This is a genomic window from Klebsiella sp. BIGb0407 (assembly GCF_024807845.1).
In the GTDB taxonomy this organism is placed as follows: domain Bacteria; phylum Pseudomonadota; class Gammaproteobacteria; order Enterobacterales; family Enterobacteriaceae; genus JGM124.
On sequence record NZ_JANUEQ010000003.1, the window covers coordinates 527,412 to 551,364 of the forward strand.

A 23,953-nucleotide genomic window follows, 5' to 3' on the forward strand; every position below is an offset into this window, starting at 1 on the left:
AAGTGATAAAAGAATAGGAATCGAGATATGGACCCAGCTAACCTGATACTTCCTGATGCCCCGCAAAAAGCAGTATGTGCTAAGTATAATTTACCCCTATCTCCGCCTGAAGAAATGGTCGCGATAGCGCTGGATTCATTGCATAAATCCCCCATTTACGGAACCCGGATCGAGCTTCCTGAGAATGGTACTATAAGCTGGTTTATCCATTGCGGGGAACATTCAGCTGCAAACGATTTTTATCAACCGCTTCATCTTCATCATTTAGCAGAAACACTCCCGGAAGTAATTAAATATTTGTTCCTACCTGCCGGGGCTAAATTTATAATAGATCGAGAGGGCTATGAGGATGTATGGATAAGCTAATTATATCGACTGGCGAATAATTCAAGACATTGAAGTCTTTTTTATCGTCGCCTGTCACTCCTGACCTCTTCCTTTATTTAAAAGCGAATACTGATATTGGGTAAGTTGTAATCGCCCTGGTTACTCCGTAAAATCATCTTTAAGGGAATCAATTTTTAATTAAATGGTAAGGAGGCCTGTATGAGTTGCAACATAATCAGCTTTATCAAAACAATGCTAGCAGGTGCTGGTGCTGGTTTTGCGCTGACAGGCGGTTTATCTATTGCCATTCCAGCATTAACGGTAACTACCAAGTTTGCATTAGAAATGGCAGGTATCGGTGCTATTACACTAGCAGTTATCTACATTAAGAAAAAACTGGTGGGTTAAATTGCAGGAGTCGCTTTGGTATCTTCCACAAAATACTGAGCAGTTAACACACTTTTATTTCTACATATGTTTTGTTTATATGATAACCCACTTGGTATGGGATCACTTTGCTAAGAATACGCCTGCACTTAGATTTGATAAGTTACCAGGTAAAGTCAGTGTGTTATATTCTTCTACAACTTTTGCGACGAGTGTATTTTTTATCGTTATTTTATTCGATATAAAGAATCCATTAAGAACATCTGATGCATTTATTTTTCCTTTAATCATTTCTTGCGGAACTGGACTATTAATATCATTAGCCGACTTAGCACCTAAAAAATAATATAATTATCTACGTTCCGGATTCCTCACCAGCATCATACTGAAGATTAGCCCAGCGTTATCCTCCACCACATACTGGACTTCATTCATTGAACTTTATCTCTACGGATTAATAAGGCCTCTCGCCTTATAACGGCAATGCTGTTTCATGCAGATGACGCCATATGATCTGACTATCTTTATCTGATTCAAAAATCACGGTCGAAAAACGCAGAGTTTCAGCAAGGCCAGGCATTTTATGACGTTCCAGATAAGTCACTGTCGCCCCCGTAGCACTTTCAGCGATCAGCTGCATATTTTCGATTTCAATCTCTAGCCCCGATCTCTGACCACATTGTGAACGAAAAAAAGTCACCAGCGACGAGTAATCCAGCTTGATACCGCCAGGAGTCACCATTGAATAAGCAGGGCTAAAGCGCGCCAGTAATTGATCGCAGACATCTGGGGAACAACTGGTATCACTCAACCAGCGACCTATCAATACGTGAGCATCTAAAACTTCCTGGAAATAACGATTCATTATTTTTCCTTGTTAAGGGTAAGAATAATTTTATAATCTATAGCTATCACCGTATCATATTTTATTATAGAAGGAATAGATGAGTAAACGCAAGAAAGCACAAGTGATGCTTCTTGTAGCCATGGCTGTCTTTTTTGCCACCCTATTATGATCTGAGACTCCCATGAGAATACGCAAAATGTATACCTCCATAACACCTGTTTATTCAATTTATTATTGACCTCTTTGTTATACCGATTATTCCCATCACGCAAGGAAATATCTTACTACTCCTCATGAAAATAAGATATTTCCAACTAAAACATAGCCGAGAGAAGGTATTTTACATATTATTTATCCGTGACATTAAATAATAACAACAAGACCTAACCCCTCGTAATACAATGTGTTTTTTTGTCACCTGTATAAAACTCACCCGCTGATTGTGCTTTTAATTTAATAAATAGATTGCGCATAACTAAAAATGGTTTAAATTTATCTACATAGCTTATATATAAGGAACTCTTTATATGGATATGTATCAGCTATCTAATTCCGTTATTGGATTAACCGCTGCATTTGTCATGGGTGGGTGTATTGGTATCGAGCGTCAGTACCGGCAAAGAACGGCAGGGTTAAGAACGCATATATTGGTCACCCTTGGCGCAGCCATCTTCGTTAATTTAGCAAAAAGTATTGATGGGTATGATGGGGCTGTAAGAGTCATCGCCTATGTCGTTTCAGGCATTGGTTTTCTTGGTGCGGGTGTGATTATGCGGCAAGATGGTGGCATCCAGGGACTCAACACCTCGGCGACTATCTGGTGTTCCGGCGCAGTGGGTGCTGCTGCGGGCGCTAATATGTATACAATCGCAATCCTTGCCACGGCATTTGTTTTATCTATAAATATATTGCTGAGACCGATAGTTAATATCATCGATAGAAAACCTATAAATAACCAAACTGAAATAACGCATAATATTAATATAATCACTAATATAAAAGACACCAAAAAAGTCATTCAACATATGAGGGATGTTCTGGCGGTCATTAATATCCAGATGCAAGATTTCTCAATAAATGCATTTGGTCAGGATGAGGTTATCATAAAAGCCGTCTTAGTCGTGACCTCAATTACTCAGGAGGAGATGAACGATATCTTAAATGAACTTAATAACGTTGCTGAAGTTGAATATGCATTTTGCTCACTAATGTGAGTAACCGAAAAAGATGAAAAATTACTGATACATTTAAATTTATTCTTTCAGGAGGATGCCTTATGAGTTATTTTTTAAATAAATTAAATTTTGTTGTCGCTGAAAAAAACTCAGGGTCATATAAGCATTTGTCTTTTTTAAGATGGTCACTGGTTGTGGTTTTTTTTTGGTTCGGAGGCATGAAATTTACCGAATATGAAGCGCTAGGCATTGCTCCATTTATTGAAAACAGCCCTATTATGAGCTGGTTACACGTTCTTTTTGGTGTACAAGGCGCTAGCTATTTTCTTGGGGCCGCTGAGTTAACGACCGGGGTTTTACTCATCACGGGCGCTTTTAATGCTTTATTCTCAGCTCTGGGTGCCTTCATGTCATCTATGACATTCCTGGTCACTATCACTTTCTTTATTACTACACCGGGCGTTTTTGAAAGTTCTTTAGGTGGGTTCCCTGCCATCTCTGCTGGCATAGGACAATTTCTGTTAAAAGATCTGGTTCTGCTAGCGGCATCTCTGTGCCTGTTAATCTCATCGGTAAAAAGCAGGGATCCTGTTCTTGAAAAATAAGAACAGATAGCGCCGCCAGAAGTCGTAGAACATGACATACAAAAAAGCCCGTATTTAAACGGGCTTTGAAGTCTTTTACAGCTTTATATGCAGAGCTGTATTATTCCCACTCAATCGTCGCAGGCGGTTTACCCGAGATGTCATAGACTACGCGTGAGATGCCATCCACTTCATTGATGATACGGTTGGAAACGCGGCCGAGGAAGTCATACGGCAGGTGTGCCCAGTGTGCGGTCATAAAGTCGATGGTTTCGACTGCGCGCAGGGAAACAACCCAGTCATATTTACGACCGTCGCCCATTACGCCAACGGAGCGGACTGGCAGGAATACGGTGAAGGCCTGGCTCACTTTATTGTAGAGATCTGCTTTATGCAGTTCTTCAATAAAGATAGCATCTGCACGACGCAGCAGGTCACAGTACTCTTTTTTCACTTCACCCAGAACACGTACACCAAGGCCCGGGCCCGGGAATGGGTGGCGATAGAGCATGTCGTAAGGCAGGCCTAACTCCAGACCAATTTTACGCACTTCATCTTTAAACAGCTCTTTCAGCGGTTCAACCAGGCCCATCTTCATCTCTTTCGGCAGACCACCGACGTTGTGGTGAGATTTGATGACGTGAGCTTTACCGGTAGCAGAGGCAGCGGATTCGATAACGTCCGGATAGATAGTACCTTGCGCCAGCCATTTAACATCTTCCAGGCGCAGAGCTTCTTCATCGAAGACTTCAACAAAGACGCGGCCGATGGTTTTACGTTTGGCTTCTGGCTCGTCGATTCCTGCCAGCTGGCTCAGGAAGCGTTCTTCAGCGGCAACGTGAACGATATTCAGGCCAAAATGGTCACCGAACATGTCCATAACCTGCTCTGCTTCATTCAGACGCAGCAGGCCGTTATCCACAAAGACGCAGGTCAGATTTTTACCAATGGCACGGTGCAGCAACATGGCGGTGACAGAGGAGTCAACGCCACCTGACAGACCCAGAATCACTTTATCGTCACCCACTTGCACGCGGATACGTTCAATGGCGTCTTCAATGATTTTGGCTGATGTCCACAGCGCTTCACACTGGCAGATATCACGGACAAAGCGCTCCAGCAAACGCTGCCCCTGACGGGTATGGGTCACTTCCGGGTGGAACTGTACGCCATAAAAACGTTTTTCTTCGTTCGCCATAATGGCAAACGGGCAGCTTTCGGTGCTGGCAACGGTGACGAAGTCTGCCGGAATAGCGGTGACTTTATCACCATGACTCATCCATACGTCCAGCAGAGACTCGCCGTTAGCGCTGACTGCATCTTCAATACCACGAACTAATGCACTATCAGTTTTGATTTCAACTTGTGCATAGCCAAATTCACGCTCAGTTGATCCCTGAACATGGCCACCCAGCTGCATCGCCATGGTCTGCATGCCATAACATACGCCCAGAACCGGAACGCCAGCTTCAAAAACGTATTGTGGAGCACGCGGGCTATTATCTTCAGTGGTACTTTCCGGGCCACCGGAAAGTATAATGCCGCTTGGGTTGAATTCACGGATTTGTTGTTCAGTGACATCCCATGCCCACAGTTCACAGTAGACGCCTAATTCGCGTACGCGACGAGCAACAAGTTGTGTGTACTGAGAGCCGAAGTCGAGGACAAGAATGCGATGTTTATGGATATTTTCCGACATTGACGCTAATTCCGAGGCAAGTGAAAAAGAAAATAGAGTCGTCCGGCCCGAAGGCCGGACGAGAGAAATCAGGAACCCATACGGTAGTTCGGGGATTCTTTAGTGATAGTCACATCATGAACGTGGCTTTCCTGAATACCTGCACCACTGATACGCACGAACTCTGCCTGGGTGCGCAGTGCTTCAATAGTACCACAGCCAGTAAGACCCATACAGGAGCGCAAACCGCCCATCTGCTGATGAACTATCTCTTTCAGATGGCCTTTATAGGCAACGCGGCCTTCAATTCCTTCCGGAACCAGTTTGTCGGCTGCGTTATCGGTTTGGAAATAGCGATCTGAAGAGCCTTTTGACATCGCGCCCAGCGATCCCATACCACGATAGGATTTAAATGAACGGCCTTGATAAAGCTCGATTTCACCCGGTGATTCTTCTGTACCAGCCAGCATGCCGCCAACCATGACCGCTGAAGCACCCGCAGCAATCGCTTTAGCAATATCACCAGAGAAACGAATACCGCCATCAGCAATAACCGGAATACCGGTACCTTCAAGCGCTTCTACAGCATCTGCTACGGCAGTGATTTGTGGAACCCCTACGCCAGTAACAATACGAGTAGTACAGATAGAACCTGGGCCGATACCCACTTTAACCGCGCTGCAACCGGCATCAGCTAAAGCACGAGCACCCGCAGCAGTGGCCACGTTACCGCCAATAATCTGCAGCTCAGGGTATTTAGCACGGGTTTCACGAATGCGCTGTAATACGCCTTCAGAGTGTCCGTGAGAGGAGTCAATGAGTAACACATCAACACCAGCAGCAACCAAGGCATCTACACGCTCTTCGTTACCCGCTCCGGCGCCAACGGCAGCTCCGACACGCAGACGACCATGTTCGTCTTTACAGGCGTTTGGTTTACGTTCTGCTTTCTGGAAGTCTTTTACGGTAATCATACCGCGCAGATGGAAATTCGCATCAACTACAAGCGCTTTCTCAACACGTTTTTCGTGCATTTTGGCCAGTACGATATCGTGAGATTCGCCTTCTTTGACGGTTACCAGACGCTCTTTCGGCGTCATGTAAACACTGACTGGCTGATTCAGGTCAGTCACAAAACGCACATCACGTCCAGTCACAATACCAACCAGTTCATTATTTTCGGCAACGACCGGGTAACCAGCAAAACCATTACGTTCAGTTAACTCTTTAACTTCACGCAGAGTGGTAGTTGGCAATACAGTTTGCGGGTCAGTCACTACGCCACTTTCATGCTTTTTAACACGTCTGACTTCTTCAGCCTGACGTTCAATAGACATGTTTTTATGAATAAAACCAAGTCCACCCTCTTGTGCCAGAGCAATAGCCAGGCGACCTTCAGTAACGGTATCCATTGCTGCTGAAAGCATAGGAATGTTAAGGCGAATGGTTTTTGTCAGTTGGGTGCTGAGGTCTGCAGTGTTAGGCAAGACAGTAGAGTGGGCTGGAACGAGGAGAACATCATCAAAAGTCAGAGCTTCTTTGGCAATACGTAGCATAGCAATATCCCAACCTGGAGGTGAATGAGAACAGATAAAATATTGCCGTGGCATTATACAGAGCGTAACCGATTGCATCTACTTTTTTTTACTAAAAACCTTGATAATCACGTCACTCAAGGTAGTATCGATCGGATAACCTGCTGATTTAAAATTTGATCTGGGTCACATGTCGATACCTAATAGCTCTGCCATTTTTACTGTTTCCCGCCTCAATCAGACGGTTCGACTGCTGCTGGAAAAAGAAATGGGCCAAGTGTGGATACGTGGCGAAATTTCAAATTTTAGCCAACCCTCCTCCGGTCACTGGTACTTCACGCTAAAAGATAATACCGCTCAGGTTCGCTGTGCGATGTTCCGCAATAGTAATAATCGCGTGACTTTCCGTCCTCAAAACGGGCAGCAGGTTGTAGTGCGTGCCAATATGACGCTTTACGAACCACGAGGTGATTATCAAATCATCGTGGAAAGTATGCAGCCAGATGGCGCAGGGTTATTACAACAGCAATATGAACAGTTGAAGCAACGGCTTCTGGAAGAAGGACTATTTTCCCCGGATTATAAGCAGTCGTTGCCTAACCCAGCTCGTCAGTTAGGGTTAATTACCTCCAAAACCGGTGCCGCTCTGCATGATGTATTGCAGGTTCTGGAACGCCGTGACCCTTCGTTACCGATAATTATTTATCCGACCGCGGTACAGGGTGCAGATGCGCCACTGCAAATCGTCAGGGCCATTGAACTGGCTAACTTGCGCGGTGAGTGTGATGTTCTGATTGTCGGGCGTGGCGGTGGCTCGCTTGAGGATCTCTGGAGTTTTAATGATGAGCGTGTGGCCAGAGCTATTTTTGCCAGTAAAATTCCGATAGTCAGTGCCGTCGGACATGAAACTGATGTCACCATCGCCGATTTTGTCGCCGATCTGAGAGCCCCGACCCCCTCTGCTGCAGCTGAAATTGTCAGCCGTAATCAGACGGAGTTATTGCGCCAGTTACAAGCCCAGCAACAGCGAATGGAAATGGCAATGGACTATTATCTGGCTCAGTGCTCACAGCAGATAACTCGCCTTCAGCATCGTCTGCAACAGCAGCATCCACAGTTACGCCTGGCCCGTCAGCAAAACTTACTGGAACGCCTGCGTCAGCGCTTACTCACAGCGACCGAAAATCATATTCGCCGGGGCACAACGCAACAGCAGCGCCTGGCAAGTCGCCTTAATCAGCAGCAGCCCCAACAGCGTATTCACCGTGCCCAGTCGCAGCTTTTACAGCTTGAACATCGCTTAACGCAGTTAGTCAGTGCTCAGCTTGGCGAATCAAAACAGCGATTTGGCAGTACAGTCGCACAACTTGAAGGCGTCAGCCCATTGGCTACCCTTGCCCGTGGTTATAGCGTGACAACAGCGGATGATGGCAAAGTACTGAAGAAGACTCGGCAGGTAAAATCCGGCGATAAACTCACTACCCGCCTGGATGATGGCTGGGTAGAAAGTCAGGTGCTCAGGATTACACCGCTGAAAGCACCCCGTAAGCGTAAACCGGCAGTAACGGGTGAATAAATCACTCGCTGACGGGAATAAACTCAACGCGCTTTTTAGAAATCAAACCATGCCCGTTCTGACAGAAGTAATCAACTGCACCACAAGCTTTTAATACCTGTAACGGCTTGTGGCAGTCCGGGCAACGAGCCTCTAGCTTAAAATCCTGATGACAATGCTCGCAACGTACCCCAGCCTCAACCGGGACCAACTCGTTCTGACAAATCGGACAGTTAACAGACATTAAAACCTCCTGAATCGATCAATAGAAAATATCCTTCCCGCTTGCCATATTATCGTCATTTATAAAAATAAAAAACAGCTCTATTACTTGAACTATTTATCAAGATCATGCCAATAAAATTGAATAATGACAGGTATAAATGCGTTTTTAGGTAGTATTCCCACATTTCAACCGTACTATAAATACAACTATAAACATATATTTAATTCTTATAAGAGATACTATGATTAACTCTATATCAGATACTATATCTTGCACTCAGACTCCATCGACATCTCAGATTAAAGCATTACAACAATATAATTTAACAGACAACATTACCAATTTACTTAATTTACCCGAAGAGCTTCACCGTAAAATCGCCTGGAATCTTGATGCCAAAAGTTATGCCTGTCTGCGTGAAACTTGTTCAACATTAAGTGAGAACTTACATTCCTTTGCTATGCTCGATAGTATATTAACAAAAGAAACCTGTACTGGGGAGTTCAAGGAAAAAAGTGGATTGATATTAAAAGATAATTCAATTAATAGCATTTGTAAGCAGGAACATCTACTTTGGGCAATAAAAACGCTACGTTCAATATATTTCAACGAAGAAAAAAATATCACTGCTCTTGATTTATCTATACCCATAGATGTAGAGCCAGAAAAAAAGATGGCTTTATTTTTAATGGTTGAGTCCATTTCTGAGGAGATAAACAATAATTTTTTCAAATATTTCATTAATATTATAGAAGAACACAATATTCATGTTTTAAGTTTTATTTTAGATATTAACTCAGATAACACCCAACCTGGAGAGTCTTTTCCCGCCGAGTTGTTTTTTAAAACACTACAAACTATTTTTGATAAAACGGCCAGCGCTAATAAATACTTCATTGCTGTTTTAGCATCCGAACTGATGCAGCGCTGGAATGACAGACCACCACGCGGCGTAGATAAAACAACAATAGAGACAATGAATATCCTGTATCACAATTTAGTCAGTACCGGAGAAACAGCCAGACGTATCGCCATGGAAGCAAGTTTGAAACTATATTGAATTATCTCCCATCACAGCCTGGTTTTGTCATATTAAATCAGGCACTTCGCACACCAGCTGAAATGCCATTTACAACTGATTATTATATGCTTTAATCGGTGCTTCCTGGCCAGTGTACCTCGCTAATACCGTTCAGGCAGGGTCTGGCAAACAAGTATCCCTGGAATAATCTGACACCAATTGACTGGAGCCAGCACCACTCTTCTAACTTCTCTACGCCCTCAGCAACCAGTTTGATCCCCATATCTTCGCAATACTTGACTATCGCAGCAATCATCGCCTGTTTAATGCCATTCTTATGAATATCCACGATCAGAGCCCGATCCAGCTTAATCTTGTCAGGCTGGAATTTTGACAGTAATGATAATCTGGAGTATCCCGAGCCAAAGTCATCAATCGCTATACCGATACCCGCCGCCCGGATGTCTTTTAACGAGTTATGAAAATCTTCCATTCTGGTGATTAATTCAGTCTCAAGGACCTCAATGATAACCTGATCGGGTCTGAGATTTGCCTGTTTGATATGTTCCACCAGCAGGGCAACTGAACCCGGAATGGTATACAGAGAGCCAGGAAAGAGGTTTATAGAAATCTTTTCATCAGTTCGTAATATCTGACCCGCTTGTTGCAATGCAATAGCTTTTGTCTCAAGGTCGAAAGTATAAAGTGATTCAGGTGGAACCGATGCAAATAGCTCCTCAGGTGATTTTCCTTCCGGACTCCGGATAAGAGCCTCAAAGGATGAGACCTTGCCGCTCATAGGTTCAACTATTGGCTGAAAGGCAAAGGTACAGATATTTTTCGCAGCAAGAAATTGAGCAGATAATTTGCGGGAACAGTTATTACTGACCATCTGCCATTTTGCTGGATTGAAATCCTGAGACAGACGATACCATCCACCTTGAGCAATAAATCTTTTTAGAAAGCGAAATACCCTGTCATCAGGGAGATCGCGGTTATGACTCATATGATGGAGTTCATCTGCCAGCGCTTCTGTATCTATCTTTTGTAGCTCAAACAGCGTCATCCCGGTAGCGCTGAACCGCCGGTATGCAGAGTAATCTCGCATTAACTCCACTATTTCGTTATGGCGCGGATCGTCACATATATGTCGGAAAAGGCTATCCACGACATGCTCTTCACCTTCCAGAACCTGGAAAAATTCAGATCCATTAAACAACAGGATACCTGTGACCTGCATTGACTTATTTTTCTCGCAGGCTATGCGTGCGAGGAGCCTTAAATCATCATCCGAGCATTCTGCGCTTAGTTGGCTCTGGTAAATCAAAGTGGTTAGCATGGATAACCTTTGGCTTAGCTATTGATTAATGTTTCTTATGCAACTGAATGTTCTCTGCTTCTATAAACAGTAGCGATTATTTTTGTTCGAGTATGGGCATTCAATTATTGTGGGCATTTTCACGAACCGCTATCGTTAATAGGGTATTCAAATGACGGGCGGATGAAACTGGCAACAAATACATTAAAATACTGAACTCTCTGACAATATAACCCAACAGATACTGATTTCATCAGAAATGATGATGAAATAGTAACATCAATCCCGGTAAAATTTTTTGATCTTAGATATAACCTTGGTTTTCAGAAAATCATGCGCTTTATCGCACCCTTCACGCTATGGTTTTTCCTGTGCTGTGCTGGCAGTAAGGAGGAGACTATCGAGGAGGAAGCTCCTAATCCCCTGCAACACAAATGGAGAGGATTAGGAGGAAAGAGAAGTCAAAATCAATTAATGGCTTGAATAATCGTAATGCTGTCATTCAGCCTTTGTTTAGCCACGGGATCGGTCGCAACTTTTACCTGCTGTTGTAGTTCAGTAATCTTCTGTTTCATCTGTTGCGGATCGTTGAACTTGAGTCCTTTGACATTGATCGAAGCGACGTTGGTATAACGTCCGTCATCAGTAACAGGAATGCTGATTTTGCCTTCATTCAACAATTTTTCGACAATCTTGCGCTCAGGTTCATACCCTTCCAGCCCCGCCAGTTTCCAGCGTTGTATCGCTTTCCCCTGATACTCACCCTTCTTCTCTTCTGTCAGATAACGAATAGTAAGATTACGGATAGTACCGGCTTCCTCACCGTACTCAGCTTTGGTATCTGACAGTACCGGGAACTGCATCCCTTCCAGAACGCCGCCTTTTTGCGTCAGATGCCCCATGCGGTAGCTGTTCATTCCCAGACGAATCGGCATCGTATCCGTGACCGGTGTACCATCATTAAGTTTTAAATCAGTAATACGCTCCCCAACAGGCTTACGCAAATCAATGGTGTAAGTCACGCCATCAAAGAAGTCATTGGTAGAGTATTTGGAAGCACGCCGTTGTGGATTAAAGCTGTAAGTCACATCGCCATCATGCTGCTGATTAAAGTAGTCTCCTACCCATTCCATGTACTTCTTCAGTTCCTTGCCCGTCAGCTGATAAACCGTAATCTCGCCACCCGCATACTGATAGTTGAAAGCAATATCTTTGGCAGCGATAGTACCCACATTCAGCTTCGGGCTGTCGTTGTCAATCTGCAACGCAATGACCTGGGCTTTAGGTGAGTAGTGACGAACCGCTTCCTGATACAGGGCACTTATACCGGTATCCTGAACATGCACTTGTGGTATGCCCTTCACCGCATCTGGCGGCACCAGATCCTGACCGGTCAGTTGGGCAATCGGCCGGTTGGCATTGGCGCGCAGGATAGTATGGAACGGCTGATAAATCTCCTCCATTTCTTTGTCTGAGGTGATCCCTTTAATCGGATAGGTATAGCTATCTTTATTGATCAGCACATACTTGCCATTCTGCTGCTCAAATTGCAGGTCGATACGTGATAACGCGCGGCCATATTTATCAGGCTCGGTAATTATTACACCATTGATAATCTCTTTATCGACTTTCACGTGCATATGTCCGGCGACAATGGCTGCCAGCTCCGGGTTAGCACGGGCAATATCTCCGACACCGGTGCCCGGCCGCTCATTTTCATTATCAATGCCCATATGGGCGACCAGTACAATCGCATCTACCTGTCCCTGGATTTGTCCAATGACGTCTTTCACCGCTTGTACTGGATTAGTAAATGTCAGACCGTCAATATGGTCAGTTCCCTTGGCAAACTCGGCGGTCATTGGCGTATCCATACCGATAATGCCTATCTTCACCCCCTGCCGTTCAATGATTTTATAAGCGGGCAGATAAGGTTTACCGCTTTCCCAGAAAATATTACCCGCCAGAGCAGTACCTTTGAACTGGCTTAATGGTGTAGACAAGACTTTCAAACCAAAATCAAACTCGTGGTTACCCATGACCCACACATCGTAATTCAGTGCGTTAAAACCCAGAATCATCGGGCTGGTTTTATCATTCTTGAAGGTTTCAACAAAGTTACCCTGAATGGTATCCCCGGCATCAACCAGAATGACGTTCGGCTGTTGGGCACGTACTTTATGGACTTGAGTGGCAATCTGGCTCAGGCTGCCTGCAAGGTTTTCAGTATCCGTGGAGTAATCCCAGGGTACGAAAGTACCATGCAAATCAGACGTCCCGAGAATGGTGATATTGACCGGTTCCGCAGCCATAGCAGAGGTACTTAAACAAAGCAGCAGAGAAAGAAGTGTCTTTTTCATAATGTTATTTAATTATAGGTAATTGTAATTAAATAACATTATGAGATCGATATCTCAGTATTTCCAGACTAATTGCAAAAGAAGCATAGAAAGTGTGAGATGAATCGCTTATGGAGACTTATAACAAAAAAGCCCGCAATATTTGCGGGCTTAGGTTTTTCTAGCAGAAAATAAATCCTACTGAGACTTATTTTCCTTTCTTAATATGGCTAATTAAGCGTTTACGTTTACGCAGCTGGTTAGGCGTTAACAGGTTACGCTTATTAGCAAACGGGTTTTCGCCTTCTTTAAACTGGATACGAATTGGCGTTCCCATCACTTCTAATGATTTACGGAAGTAGTTCATCAGATAGCGTTTATAGGAGTCAGGCAAATCTTTAACCTGGTTACCGTGGATAACCACGATAGGCGGGTTATAGCCACCGGCATGCGCATATTTGAGTTTAACCCGGCGACCACGTACCAGAGGTGGCTGATGGTCTTCTGAAGCCATATTCATAATACGCGTTAACAGTGCGGTACTGACGCGGCGTGTTGAGCTGTCATAAGCCTCACGCACCGATTCAAACAGGTTACCGACTCCGCTGCCATATAAGGCTGAGATAAAGTGGATACGGGCAAAGTCAATAAAACCAAGACGGAAGTCGAGGGTCTCTTTAACCTGATCTTTGACTTCCTGGCTCAGACCATCCCATTTATTCACCACAATAACCAGTGAGCGCCCACTATTCAGGATAAAGCCTAACAGTGAGAGGTCCTGATCGGAAATACCTTCGCGAGCATCGATAACCAGCAATACAACGTTAGCATCTTCAATCGCTTGCAGAGTTTTAATCACCGAGAATTTTTCTACTGTTTCGGTAATTTTGCCACGTTTACGTACCCCTGCTGTATCAATCAGGACATATTCCCGCTCATCGCGAACCATAGGAATATAGATACTATCACGCGTCGTTCCTGGCATGTCATAAACGACAACACGCTCTTCACCGAGGATACGGTTAGTGAGTGTAGACTTACCAACATTAGGACGTCCGACAATCGCGAGCTTAATGGGCAGGTCTTGTGGATTAAACGGTTCTTCCTCTTCTTCTGGCGCATCTTCGTCAACAATGCCGTTCTTAGCATTGAACTCTGCCCAGTAGAGTGCGTCTTCGTCCACTTCCTCAGGAGGAGCAACATCGTCCATCCACGGCAGGAGTGCTTCTTCCAGCAGGCTGGTTACGCCACGGCCATGAGAAGCAGCAATAGCGTGAATTTCACCTAAGCCCAGTGAATAAAAATCGATAACCGCCTGATCGGGATCCATGCCATCGGTTTTATTTGCTACCAGGAAGGTGGCTTTTTGACGAGAGCGTAAATGCTTCGCGATACCTTCATCTGCGGGCATCAGTCCGGCACGGGCATCCACCATAAATAAAACGACGTCAGCTTCTTCAATGGCCAGTAGCGATTGTTCAGCCATGCGGGTTTCTACACCGTCTTCTGTACCATCAATACCACCGGTATCGATACAGATAAATTCGCGACCTTCTACTTCTGCACGACCATATTTACGATCGCGGGTCAGTCCTGGAAAATCCGCTACCAGAGCATCGCGAGTACGCGTTAATCGGTTAAACAGTGTAGATTTACCGACATTAGGGCGCCCAACCAGCGCGACCACAGGTACCATGATAAAAGCCTCATTACTCAAAAAAACATGATCAAACAACATCAATCTGCTGTTTGTAAAAAAAACCAAAACGGCTCCCTGATAAGGGGAACCGTTTCAAACGTATATACCCATCATACTTCAAGTTGCCTGTGCGTTGGCTACGTTCGTTCACCCGAATCACTTACCCGTGTAAGCTCATCGGGATTCTCTCACTTGCCGCCTTCCTGCAACTCGAATTATTTTGGGTATAGGCTATCCGGCAGACTTAACGCTCGATGGCGTATAGATTACCGTCTTTTGCCTGGATAAGCAGTTTGTTACCTGCGACAACAGGGTTAGTCTGGAAGCCGGAACTATCGACTTTCTGCTGAGCAACAAAGCGTCCATCGCTGGTATTAACCCAGTGCATATAACCCTCACCATCACCGACGACGATATAACCATCATACAATACCGGGGAAGTCAGTCCACGATGTAACAGGTCGCTTTGTGTCCATACTGTGACGCCGCCGTCTATGGTCAGTGACATTATGCGGTCATTCTGATCAACCAGATAGATATGATTATCGTTGATCACAAAATCAAGCACGGAACCCAGTTCACGTTTCCACAAAATCTGGCCGGAACGTAAGTCCAGAGCCGCAAAGTTACCATTATAAGCTAACGCGTAAACTACGCCATTAACGATAACCGGTGTGGTATCAACGTCACTCAGACGGTCGATTTCAGTGGTGCCTGTCGCCTGAGAGATACGTTGCTGCCATATTAACTGGCCCTGTTGCATCAGTACCGCACTAACACGACCGTTATCACCACCCACTAAAGCTGCACCAAAGGCAACCGCAGGGGCAGACTCACCGCGTAATGACAGAGCAGGCATCTCAAGGTTAACAGTCCACTTAATGGAACCATCATTCTCGTCTAATGCTTGCAGCAGACCATTACCGGTATGGATAAGTACCAGACCTTCACTAATAACCGGGCTTGAAAGCGCTTCGCCTGCAACCGTTGTTTCCCAGGCTACGCTACCATCCTCAGTATTGAGGGCAAAGACTTTTGCTTTTTCAGTACCAACAAAAATATGAGAGCCTTCAACAGTTAAGCCACCAGATAATAATGCTGAAATATTACTGGAGAAAAAGCCGGTCTTTTCGGCCAGATTCGTCTGCCAGATTTGTTTGCCATCATCAGCATTAACAGCCTTAACCAGACCATGACGGTCAGCCGCATAGACTGTTCCCCCCTGCCATGCAGGATGGAGATTAGAGTAAAAATCACCGACGCCATTACCGACAGAGGTCTGCCAGGCTTTGGTCGGAGTAAACTGGTTTTCAACCGTAGGTAGCGGAGACATTTTAACCACGTCTTCTTCACCGCTAAACAGGGAACAACCGCTGAGCAACGTCAGGGAAATTAACCCTGGTACGAGTAGTTTACGCAATTGCATCTGGTTCCTCTTAGCTCGACAAGTTGTTGATTTTTATCTGGAGCATTTCAATCAGCGCCGGAGATGATTTGCTCAGCAAGCCTTGACTCCAGGCATCGCGAGCACCTTGTTTATCACCTTTACTGAGTAACGCCTCACCACGTAAATCAGCAACAAGTGCAGCCCAGCTTTCGCCTTTAATGCTCTCAAGAGTTTTTAACGCCGCATCAGATTGCTTTTGTTGAATCTGAACGCGTGCCAGGCGTAAGTCGATCAGAGCCTGCAAATTCGCATCTTTAGCACTTGCCAGGCCACTTTGTAACTGCGCAGCGGCTTTATCCAGCTCATTGTTATCAGCAAATTGCTGAGCCAGCTCAAGAGAAGCCAGTGAACCGTAAATGTTGTTATTGTCAGCAGCAAACTTTTGCAATGCTTCCAGGGTTTGTGGTTTGTCCGCCTGGATTTCACTGCTTAGCGTTTGATAAGACAATGAAGCAGCACCTGCATTCTCTACCTGCTGGTTTCCCCAATAACGCCAGCCAACCAGCGCACCGATACCCAATACCACCCCGACGATCAGCGCTTTACCATTTTCGGCAAAAAAACGCTTTACCGCGTCAACCTGATCGTTTTCGTTCTCAAATACTTCCACGCAGTCCTTCTCCTTAACGAGTAATTACCTGGTGATTAGCCCAGTAGCGCCAGCAGTCGAGCATCCACGTCTTGTTGTAATACGGTTTGCTGCTCACCTGTGCGAAGATCTTTAACAACCACTTCACCTTTAGAGACTTCATCTTCACCCAGTACCAGAGCCACACGAGCACCCCATTTATCGGCACGGGCAAACTGTTTTTTAAAGTTCCCCCCACCATAGTTCGTCATGAACTTAAGAGAAGGAAGTTTTTCACGCAGCTTTTCAGCCAACAGCATAGCGGAAACCTGCGTACCCTGACCCGATGAGACCAGGTAAATATCGACAACAGATTCTGCTTTAAATTCCGGATTGATTTCTTGAACCAGTAAAACAAGACGCTCAAGCCCCATGGCAAAACCTACAGCAGGTGTTGCACGGCCGCCGAGCTGCTCTACCAGACCATCATAACGACCGCCGGCACATACCGTACCCTGTGAGCCTAAATGGGTAGTCACCCACTCGAATACAGTACGGTTGTAGTAATCCAGCCCGCGAACCAGGCGCTGGTTAACTTTATAACTGATTCCTGCCGCATCCAGATACTGGCAGAGCCCGGCAAAGTGTTCCCGCGACTCCTCGTCGAGGTAATCCCCGAGTTCCGGAGCATCGTTTAATAACAGCTGCACATCCGGATTTTTTGAGTCCAGAACGCGCAGTGGATTGCTGTACATCCGGCGTTTACAGTCTTCATCCAGCTTATCCTGGTGCTGCTCCAGAAATGCAATCAACGCATCACGATAACGCGCACGTGCTTCCAGAGAACCAATAGAGTTCAGTTCCAGGGTAACGAATTCAGAGATACCCAGAGCACGCCACCAGCTTGCGGTTAGCATAATCAGTTCGGCATCAATATCCGGACCATTCAGACCAAAAACTTCAACACCCATCTGGTTAAACTGACGATAACGCCCTTTTTGTGGCCGTTCGTGGCGGAACATCGGACCGACATACCACAAACGTTGTTCCTGATTGTACAGCAGACCATGCTCAATTCCGGCACGCACGCAGCCAGCCGTTCCTTCAGGACGCAAAGTCAGGCTATCGCCATTGCGGTCGTCAAAGGTATACATCTCTTTTTCAACGACATCGGTAACTTCGCCGATAGCGCGTTTGAATAATGCGGTCTGCTCTACAATCGGTAAACGAATTTCGCTATAACCGTAACTTGCCAGCACCTGCTTCAGACGCCCTTCAATACTTTGCCAGATGGCGGTATCAGCAGGCAGGTAATCGTTCATACCGCGAATGGCTTGGATATTTTTTGCCACGTTTTTTCTCTAATTTATCTACAAAAAATGAACCCGCTATCAGGCGATTTATACCCAAAATAATTCGAGTTGCTTGTAGGCGCAAAGTAAATCTTGGCGATGAGCATAGATGAACTATGTGATTCGGCAAGATTTATGAAAGCAACACCCAAGCAACTTGCAGTATGACGGGTATAACCGGGTAACTTGTCGCGCGGGCTCAATCATACACGGGAAGCCCGGCGCTTCCCATGCTTCGTATTATTTTTCCAGCTGCTGGATCTTAATGCGCTGCGTTTCATCTAACATACTGGCTTTCGCACGAATTCGCGCTTCGAGCTGCGCAATCATATCGTCGTTGTCCATACGCTGCTTCTGACGCACACCATCTTCGTACAAACCACTTTTCTTATTGCCGCCGGTCACACCGAGCGTGGATACTAGCGCTTCACCCGGACCATTGACCACACAACCAATAATAGAAATATCCATAGGGGTCAGAATATCTTCAAGTCGCTGCTCAAGCGCGTTGACTGTACCGATAACATCGAACTCCTGGCGTGAACAGGTTGGACAAGCAATAAAGTTGATCCCGCGCGAACGGATCCGCAGTGATTTCAGGATATCAAAACCGACTTTGATCTCTTCAACAGGATCGGCTGCCAGTGAAATACGCAGCGTATCGCCAATACCTTCTGATAGCAGCAGCCCCAGACCAATCGCCGATTTAACCGATCCGGCACGCGCGCCGCCCGCTTCGGTGATCCCTAAATGCAAAGGCTGATCGATGGCTTTCGCCAGTAAGCGATAAGACTCAACGGCCAGGAATACATCAGAAGCTTTTACGCTTACTTTAAACTGCGTGAAGTTAAGACGATCGAGATGATCAACATGGCGCATTGCTGACTCAAGCAATGCCTGTGGTGTCGGCTCACCGTATTTTTCCTGCAAGTCTTTTTCCAAAGACCCCGCATTGACGCCAATACGAATAGGAATATTGTTGTCACGCGCGCAGTCAACAACGCTGCGAATTCGTGCTTCGTTACCGATATTACCTGGGTTAATACGCAAACAATCCACGCCGTATTCTGCCACTTTTAGCGCAATACGGTAGTCGAAGTGAATATCAGCGACCAGAGGAAGATTGACTTGTTGCTTGATAAGCTTAAATGCTTCAGCGGCATCCATCGTCGGAACAGAGACACGAACAATGTCCGCACCCACACGTTCTAACGCTTTAATTTGATTAACCGTCGCTTCCACATCAGTGGTGCGCGTGTTGGTCATAGACTGTACGGCTATTGGTGCACCATCGCCAATGGGTACATTCCCAACATAAATCCGGGTAGATTTCCGGCGCTGGATTGGTGCGGCATTATGCATGATAAATCTCCACAATTACGCGTTATCAACGGTGATGCTTATTCAGCACTCACCGTAAAACGAGCAACCTGGTTAGTTCGGATAAAACGACTCATATCAACAGGTTTACCCTGGAATTGAATTTGTACTGCTGCTGGCGCACCTATCTTTAATGTATAGGATGAGTGACCGGCTAAATCTAATGTTTCACCTTTGCGCTTTAAGCCGCTAAACAGCTTTTTCCCTGCTGCATCGCTGACTTCTAACCAACAGTCATTGCTAAATGTCATATTCAGAGCATCTGCGGCTGCTGTCTGGGCAGAAACATTGGCATTTTCAGTCGGCAGTGTTGCAGGCGCTGCTGTACCTGGTGCGCTGGTTTGCAGATTATCAATCGATGTCTGGCTCTGAGAAACCACGGCATCTGGCTGCGATGGCGTATTCTCAGGTGCAGTATTCAGCGGTACAGATTCACCCGCTGAAGGCGCTGTTTCAGGCGGAGTATTCGTACTCTGAACAGGGGTATTATCTTGATTGAGTGCAATACCATGTTCATCCTGCGTTGCAGAAAGTTCGACCGATGACTGATCGTCCATGGTGGTAAGTTCGGCCTGTTGCGCCTTATGATTTTGCCACCACCATGCTCCCGTCAAACCGAGCACGACAAACAGAATAAGCCAGGTAAAGCTCATCAGCCAGCCGTCACGCTTTTTACGGCGTTTGCCTAACGAATAGCTATGCATAACCTCGACTTTACTGTCCCGAACCGGCGTCTGTTTTGCCATCATCGGAAGTAATTCTTCTTCCGGGATATGTACCAGTCGGGCGTAAGAACGAATATAGCCACGCAGGAAGGTCGATGCCAGGTCCTTAGGGGACGTGTCATCTTCGATATCCCGTACAGTGGAAACCTTAAGACACAGGCGTTCAGCTACAGTTTGCTGGCTAAAACCCAGTTGTTCGCGGGCATGGCGCAGACGTTCGCCCATCGTTTGTGCTTCATTTGATTCTTTAGTGGCTTCAGTATTCATTAGCTACAATTACGGGTGCTGTTCAATTAAAGAATTAGGTACCAGTTCTGATACACGACGTTTTAACACGTCGGATGAACTCGTACCGCGAAAAATCGGCTACCTGAAGAAAGTGCCCGGCAACAAAACCTGGTTAAAACAGGCGAATTTTCACCCACTTAACTGTTTTTATGGGCTACCGAACTGACCGGTGAGTCAATCATGACTATTTATCATGAGTCATGACTCTAATATGACTAAATTCAGGCAACTACAGGCTTAACACATCGCTACATACTGCCCTAAAGCAAGCAGAAACGCACCGTAATTATTCACAAGCTTTATGTATTGATAGCTCGATTAAGGCAAGCCGCCACGCATTGACGGCTTGCAATCCTTTCCTGCCCTTTAATGGTGCGTATTCAGGGTGAAAACAGGGTCAGATTATCCTATCAGACCGCTTTAACTTCGATAGCCTCACCTTGCATACGTTTACGTAACGTACGTTTGGTACGGTCAATAACTTCACCCGCTAACTGACCACAGGCGGCATCGATATCGTCTCCGCGGGTTTTACGCACAATAGTGGTAAAACCATAGCCCATCAGCACTTTTGAAAAACGATCGATTCGGCTGTTAGAGCTACGCCCATAAGGTGCACCCGGGAACGGGTTCCATGGAATCAGGTTTATCTTACAAGGTGTATCTTTCAGACACTCGGCAAGCTGATGTGCGTGTTCCGTATCGTCATTAACGTGATCCAATAACACATACTCTACCGTGACGCGTCCCTGGTTAGCGTTAGACTTTTCCATATAACGGCGAACCGATGCCAGGAAGGTCTCGATATTGTATTTTTTATTGATAGGCATAATTTCATCACGTATTGCATCCGTCGGTGCATGCAGTGAAATTGCCAGAGCTACGTCAATCATATCGCCCAGTTTGTCGAGGGCGGGGACAACACCCGAGGTAGAAAGGGTAACGCGCCGCTTGGACAGACCAAAACCAAAGTCATCCAGCATAATTTCCATCGCTGGAACCACATTATTGAGGTTCAGCAGAGGCTCGCCCATCCCCATCATGACGACGTTAGTTATTGGACGTACGCCGGTTTTTTTCTGAGCGCCAATGATCTTGGCCGCACGCCATACCTGACCAATAATTTCCGATACCCGCAGGTTACGGTTAAAGCCTTGTTGTGCTGTCGAACAGAACTTACATTCCAGCGCACAGCCAACTTGTGAAGAAACGCATAATGTTGCGCGATCGGCTTCCGGGATATACACCGTTTCCACCAGCTGATCGGCTATCTTTATCGCCCATTTAATCGTGCCGTCCGCAGAACGTTGCTCTTCCGCAACCTCAGGGGCGCGGATCACAGCAACTTCTTTCAACCGGTTACGTAGCACCTTGTTGATGTCTGTCATCTCATCAAAATCATCACTGCAATAGTGATACATCCACTTCATCACCTGATCGGCACGAAACGGCTTTTCACCCATTTCAGCAAAAAACTCACGTAATTGCTGACGGTTTAAATCCAGCAGATTAATTTTTTCAGGTTTATTTACAACACTTACAGATGACATCTCGGACACATTCATTTCAGACATAATATTTTCCGGCCTCGTTATTACACGTTATGGCCCCAGGGAGGGTTAAAAAGAAGCGCCCCGGTGAGCATGATGCTCTTCCGGGGCGCTGTATTGTACAAACTCTCAGGCATGTATGCCACGCCTGAAAGCGAACAATAGAAAATTAAATGTAAGCTTAGTTAACTATTTCCAGGCTTAGCGAGTGCGCGGGCACACTTCGTTTTCAGCGAAGAAAAATGCGATCTCGCGGGCAGCAGATTCAACAGAATCTGAACCGTGAGTACCGTTCTCGGTGAAGCTGTCAGCGTAATCAGCGCGCAGAGTACCTGCCAGTGCGTTGTCAGGATTAGTTGCACCCAGCAGATCGCGGTGGCGTTGAACGGCATTTTCGCCTTCCAGTACGCTAACCACGATAGGACCTGAAGTCATAAACTCAACCAGGCCGTCGAAGAAAGGTCTGCCTTCGTGCTCAGCGTAGAAACCGCGAGCCTGTTCAACACTCAGATGCAGCATTTTCGCACCAACAATTTTGAAGCCAGCAGACTCAAAACGAGAGTAGATGCTACCAATAACGTTTTTTGCTACCGCATTAGGTTTGATGATGGAAAATGTACGTTCAATAGCCATGATTACCTCTGTCAATGTACTTTATTTACTGGTGACTCATCACAGTTAAATCCCAGCCAGAAAAGCCCGGTGTTAAATCAGCCCCTTTAAGCTCACTCAACTAAAAGAGCTGACTTAAATGCTGTGTCACCTTAACTCATCCACCTGCAATTCAATTATTTGACATCGTTCCAGTGTGATTTGGCGCAGATTATAATGAGCAAGTTTGCCGTTGCCTATGGATGCAGGTAACATTTCTTTAAAAAATATCCCTTAATGATAACAATTATGCCTCCATGTGCTACTTCTTGCTGAACAGAAGCGAGTATTTCAAGATATATGATTGCATTTTAAGAGTTATCTCCCAGCCCGAACGCGGGTGACTTGTCGAATGCCAGAAAAACACCGACAATTATTGTTTGGTTGATGAAACGGAGGCCTACCCACCATGTCCACCTCTTTCTTCGTCTCGGGCGACTGGCTCGCAGAACATATTAACGATCCCCAGATTCAAATTCTGGACGCACGTATGGCACCGCCGTCAGGTCCTGATGCACTCCGTGATATACCTGCTGAGTACCTGGCCGGGCATATTCCGGGCGCCATTTTATTTGATATTGAAGCGCTCTCTGACCATAGCAGCCCCCTTCCGCATATGATGCCCCGCCCTGAAGCTTTTGCCGTGGCGATGCGCGAACGGGGAATTAATCATGATAAACACCTGGTGATTTATGATGACGGCAACCTGTTTTCTGCCCCACGCGCCTGGTGGATGCTAAAAAGTTTTGGCGTTGATAACGTCTCTATTCTGGCAGGGGGCTTAAAACGCTGGGTCGGTGAAGACTATGCGCTTGAGCAAGGTGAAGCGGTTATCACCGAAGGTGAGTTTGACGTCAGTTTTGATCCACAAGTGATTAAACGCCTGACTGATGTGCTACTCGTCAGCCATGAAGGAACCGCTCAATTAGTCGATGCTCGCCCGGCAGCACGTTTTAATGCCCTGGCTGACGAGCCTCGCCCAGGCCTTAAACGCGGTCATATCCCGGGAGCGCTTAACGTGCCCTGGACTGATGTAGTCGAAGATGGCCAGCTTAAGACCCTTGATGAGTTGACAGATATTTTTCAGCAGCAAGGCATCGATTTTGAAAGACCGATTATTGTTAGCTGCGGTTCGGGTGTCACTGCGGCAGTGGTCGTGCTGGCGCTGGCCACACTGAATGCCAATGACGTCTCAATTTATGATGGTTCATGGAGTGAATGGGGTTCACGTTCCGACTTGCCCATTGAACCTGTTGTAGCTGAATAATGACAGGTCAGAATACGCCAGCCGGTAAGGGCTG

21 protein-coding genes are annotated in these 23,953 nt (G+C 45.9%); 7 read left to right on the plus strand and 14 right to left on the minus strand.

Going from position 1 to position 23,953, the window contains the following annotated elements:
- Positions 1 to 27: 27 nt before the first annotated feature.
- Together M2387_RS12450 and M2387_RS12455 are read left to right on the plus strand one after the other, a co-directional pair.
- Positions 28 to 366, plus strand: a complete 339-nt coding sequence (locus M2387_RS12450; protein ID WP_259049667.1) for an immunity protein Imm33 domain-containing protein — start codon at positions 28 to 30, stop codon at positions 364 to 366.
- 180 nt (positions 367 to 546) lie between these two features.
- Positions 547 to 735, plus strand: coding sequence for a hypothetical protein (locus M2387_RS12455; RefSeq protein ID WP_259049668.1), 189 nt, complete (start codon positions 547 to 549; stop codon positions 733 to 735).
- Positions 736 to 1,186: 451 nt separating this feature from the next.
- On the opposite strand, the gene M2387_RS12460 is transcribed toward M2387_RS12455, so the two are convergent.
- Positions 1,187 to 1,579 carry a DUF4440 domain-containing protein gene (locus M2387_RS12460; protein ID WP_259049669.1) on the minus strand — a complete coding sequence of 131 codons (393 nt, stop codon included), beginning with the start codon at positions 1,577 to 1,579 and terminating at the stop codon, positions 1,187 to 1,189.
- A gap of 509 nt (positions 1,580 to 2,088) precedes the next feature.
- Here M2387_RS12460 and M2387_RS12465 point away from each other — a divergent pair.
- Both M2387_RS12465 and M2387_RS12470 read left to right on the plus strand, forming a co-directional pair.
- On the plus strand, positions 2,089 to 2,775 hold the full coding sequence (locus tag M2387_RS12465; protein ID WP_259049670.1) for an MgtC/SapB family protein: 687 nt from the start codon (positions 2,089 to 2,091) through the stop codon (positions 2,773 to 2,775).
- A 62-nt stretch (positions 2,776 to 2,837) separates the two neighbouring features.
- Entirely contained in the window at positions 2,838 to 3,341 is a 504-nt protein-coding gene (locus tag M2387_RS12470; RefSeq protein WP_259049671.1) for a YkgB family protein, read from the plus strand.
- A 100-nt stretch (positions 3,342 to 3,441) separates the two neighbouring features.
- Here the strand turns inward: M2387_RS12470 and guaA are convergent, their stop codons facing one another.
- A complete protein-coding gene (gene guaA / locus M2387_RS12475) occupies positions 3,442 to 5,019 on the minus strand; it encodes a glutamine-hydrolyzing GMP synthase (RefSeq protein WP_259049672.1) in 1,578 nt (525 codons plus the stop codon).
- Positions 5,020 to 5,087: 68 nt separating this feature from the next.
- On the minus strand, positions 5,088 to 6,554 hold the full coding sequence (gene guaB, locus M2387_RS12480; protein WP_259049673.1) for an IMP dehydrogenase: 1,467 nt from the start codon (positions 6,552 to 6,554) through the stop codon (positions 5,088 to 5,090).
- Positions 6,555 to 6,723: 169 nt separating this feature from the next.
- On the opposite strand from guaB, the gene xseA reads away from it, so the two are divergent.
- Positions 6,724 to 8,109 (plus strand): exodeoxyribonuclease VII large subunit, encoded by a 1,386-nt coding sequence (gene xseA, locus M2387_RS12485; RefSeq protein ID WP_259049675.1) that lies wholly within the window; start codon positions 6,724 to 6,726, stop codon positions 8,107 to 8,109.
- 1 nt (position 8,110) lies between these two features.
- On the opposite strand, the gene M2387_RS12490 is transcribed toward xseA, so the two are convergent.
- Entirely contained in the window at positions 8,111 to 8,332 is a 222-nt protein-coding gene (locus M2387_RS12490) for a zinc ribbon domain-containing protein (protein ID WP_259049677.1), read from the minus strand.
- A 223-nt stretch (positions 8,333 to 8,555) separates the two neighbouring features.
- On the opposite strand from M2387_RS12490, the gene M2387_RS12495 reads away from it, so the two are divergent.
- On the plus strand, positions 8,556 to 9,374 hold the full coding sequence (locus M2387_RS12495; protein WP_259049678.1) for a hypothetical protein: 819 nt from the start codon (positions 8,556 to 8,558) through the stop codon (positions 9,372 to 9,374).
- 91 nt (positions 9,375 to 9,465) lie between these two features.
- Here the strand turns inward: M2387_RS12495 and M2387_RS12500 are convergent, their stop codons facing one another.
- The 10 genes from M2387_RS12500 to ndk all read right to left on the minus strand — a co-directional run bounded on the left by M2387_RS12500 (position 9,466) and on the right by ndk (position 22,634).
- Positions 9,466 to 10,674, minus strand: a complete 1,209-nt coding sequence (locus M2387_RS12500; RefSeq protein WP_259049680.1) for a diguanylate phosphodiesterase — start codon at positions 10,672 to 10,674, stop codon at positions 9,466 to 9,468.
- Between the two features lie 446 nt (positions 10,675 to 11,120).
- A complete protein-coding gene (locus tag M2387_RS12505; RefSeq protein ID WP_259049682.1) occupies positions 11,121 to 13,013 on the minus strand; it encodes a bifunctional metallophosphatase/5'-nucleotidase in 1,893 nt (630 codons plus the stop codon).
- A 187-nt stretch (positions 13,014 to 13,200) separates the two neighbouring features.
- The gene (der, locus tag M2387_RS12510) at positions 13,201 to 14,688 is read right to left on the minus strand and encodes a ribosome biogenesis GTPase Der (RefSeq protein ID WP_259049683.1); all 1,488 of its coding nucleotides are present in this window, start codon (positions 14,686 to 14,688) and stop codon (positions 13,201 to 13,203) included.
- Positions 14,689 to 14,935: 247 nt separating this feature from the next.
- Complete coding sequence (gene bamB / locus M2387_RS12515; RefSeq protein WP_259049685.1) at positions 14,936 to 16,117, minus strand: outer membrane protein assembly factor BamB; 1,182 nt, start codon at positions 16,115 to 16,117, stop codon at positions 14,936 to 14,938.
- Positions 16,118 to 16,127: 10 nt separating this feature from the next.
- Positions 16,128 to 16,748 (minus strand): YfgM family protein, encoded by a 621-nt coding sequence (locus tag M2387_RS12520; RefSeq protein ID WP_259049687.1) that lies wholly within the window; start codon positions 16,746 to 16,748, stop codon positions 16,128 to 16,130.
- Between the two features lie 35 nt (positions 16,749 to 16,783).
- Positions 16,784 to 18,058 (minus strand): histidine--tRNA ligase, encoded by a 1,275-nt coding sequence (gene hisS, locus M2387_RS12525; protein WP_259049689.1) that lies wholly within the window; start codon positions 18,056 to 18,058, stop codon positions 16,784 to 16,786.
- A 240-nt stretch (positions 18,059 to 18,298) separates the two neighbouring features.
- Positions 18,299 to 19,420, minus strand: coding sequence for a flavodoxin-dependent (E)-4-hydroxy-3-methylbut-2-enyl-diphosphate synthase (ispG, locus tag M2387_RS12530; RefSeq protein WP_259049691.1), 1,122 nt, complete (start codon positions 19,418 to 19,420; stop codon positions 18,299 to 18,301).
- A 38-nt stretch (positions 19,421 to 19,458) separates the two neighbouring features.
- Positions 19,459 to 20,430, minus strand: a complete 972-nt coding sequence (gene rodZ, locus M2387_RS12535; protein WP_259049693.1) for a cytoskeleton protein RodZ — start codon at positions 20,428 to 20,430, stop codon at positions 19,459 to 19,461.
- A 431-nt stretch (positions 20,431 to 20,861) separates the two neighbouring features.
- On the minus strand, positions 20,862 to 22,025 hold the full coding sequence (gene rlmN / locus M2387_RS12540; protein WP_259049695.1) for a dual-specificity RNA methyltransferase RlmN: 1,164 nt from the start codon (positions 22,023 to 22,025) through the stop codon (positions 20,862 to 20,864).
- A 177-nt stretch (positions 22,026 to 22,202) separates the two neighbouring features.
- The gene (gene ndk, locus M2387_RS12545; protein ID WP_259049697.1) at positions 22,203 to 22,634 is read right to left on the minus strand and encodes a nucleoside-diphosphate kinase; all 432 of its coding nucleotides are present in this window, start codon (positions 22,632 to 22,634) and stop codon (positions 22,203 to 22,205) included.
- 427 nt (positions 22,635 to 23,061) lie between these two features.
- Between ndk and sseA the strand changes: the two genes are divergently transcribed.
- Positions 23,062 to 23,919 (plus strand): 3-mercaptopyruvate sulfurtransferase, encoded by an 858-nt coding sequence (gene sseA / locus M2387_RS12550; protein ID WP_259049699.1) that lies wholly within the window; start codon positions 23,062 to 23,064, stop codon positions 23,917 to 23,919.
- Positions 23,920 to 23,953: the final 34 nt, after the last annotated feature.

Bases quoted from the DNA above. Each gene is read 5' to 3' on its own strand.
- rodZ (WP_259049693.1), bottom strand. From the start codon at position 20,430: ATGAATACTGAAGCCACTAAAGAATCAAATGAAGCACAAACGATGGGC.
- M2387_RS12505 (WP_259049682.1), bottom strand. From the start codon at position 13,013: ATGAAAAAGACACTTCTTTCTCTGCTGCTTTGTTTAAGTACCTCTGCT.
- xseA (WP_259049675.1), top strand. From the start codon at position 6,724: ATGTCGATACCTAATAGCTCTGCCATTTTTACTGTTTCCCGCCTCAAT.
- bamB (WP_259049685.1), bottom strand. From the start codon at position 16,117: ATGCAATTGCGTAAACTACTCGTACCAGGGTTAATTTCCCTGACGTTG.
- M2387_RS12470 (WP_259049671.1), top strand. From the start codon at position 2,838: ATGAGTTATTTTTTAAATAAATTAAATTTTGTTGTCGCTGAAAAAAAC.
- sseA (WP_259049699.1), top strand. From the start codon at position 23,062: ATGTCCACCTCTTTCTTCGTCTCGGGCGACTGGCTCGCAGAACATATT.
- M2387_RS12495 (WP_259049678.1), top strand. From the start codon at position 8,556: ATGATTAACTCTATATCAGATACTATATCTTGCACTCAGACTCCATCG.
- M2387_RS12455 (WP_259049668.1), top strand. From the start codon at position 547: ATGAGTTGCAACATAATCAGCTTTATCAAAACAATGCTAGCAGGTGCT.
- der (WP_259049683.1), bottom strand. From the start codon at position 14,688: ATGGTACCTGTGGTCGCGCTGGTTGGGCGCCCTAATGTCGGTAAATCT.
- ndk (WP_259049697.1), bottom strand. From the start codon at position 22,634: ATGGCTATTGAACGTACATTTTCCATCATCAAACCTAATGCGGTAGCA.
- M2387_RS12490 (WP_259049677.1), bottom strand. From the start codon at position 8,332: ATGTCTGTTAACTGTCCGATTTGTCAGAACGAGTTGGTCCCGGTTGAG.
- guaA (WP_259049672.1), bottom strand. From the start codon at position 5,019: ATGTCGGAAAATATCCATAAACATCGCATTCTTGTCCTCGACTTCGGC.
- M2387_RS12465 (WP_259049670.1), top strand. From the start codon at position 2,089: ATGGATATGTATCAGCTATCTAATTCCGTTATTGGATTAACCGCTGCA.
- M2387_RS12460 (WP_259049669.1), bottom strand. From the start codon at position 1,579: ATGAATCGTTATTTCCAGGAAGTTTTAGATGCTCACGTATTGATAGGT.
- ispG (WP_259049691.1), bottom strand. From the start codon at position 19,420: ATGCATAATGCCGCACCAATCCAGCGCCGGAAATCTACCCGGATTTAT.
- rlmN (WP_259049695.1), bottom strand. From the start codon at position 22,025: ATGTCTGAAATGAATGTGTCCGAGATGTCATCTGTAAGTGTTGTAAAT.
- guaB (WP_259049673.1), bottom strand. From the start codon at position 6,554: ATGCTACGTATTGCCAAAGAAGCTCTGACTTTTGATGATGTTCTCCTC.
- M2387_RS12450 (WP_259049667.1), top strand. From the start codon at position 28: ATGGACCCAGCTAACCTGATACTTCCTGATGCCCCGCAAAAAGCAGTA.
- M2387_RS12500 (WP_259049680.1), bottom strand. From the start codon at position 10,674: ATGCTAACCACTTTGATTTACCAGAGCCAACTAAGCGCAGAATGCTCG.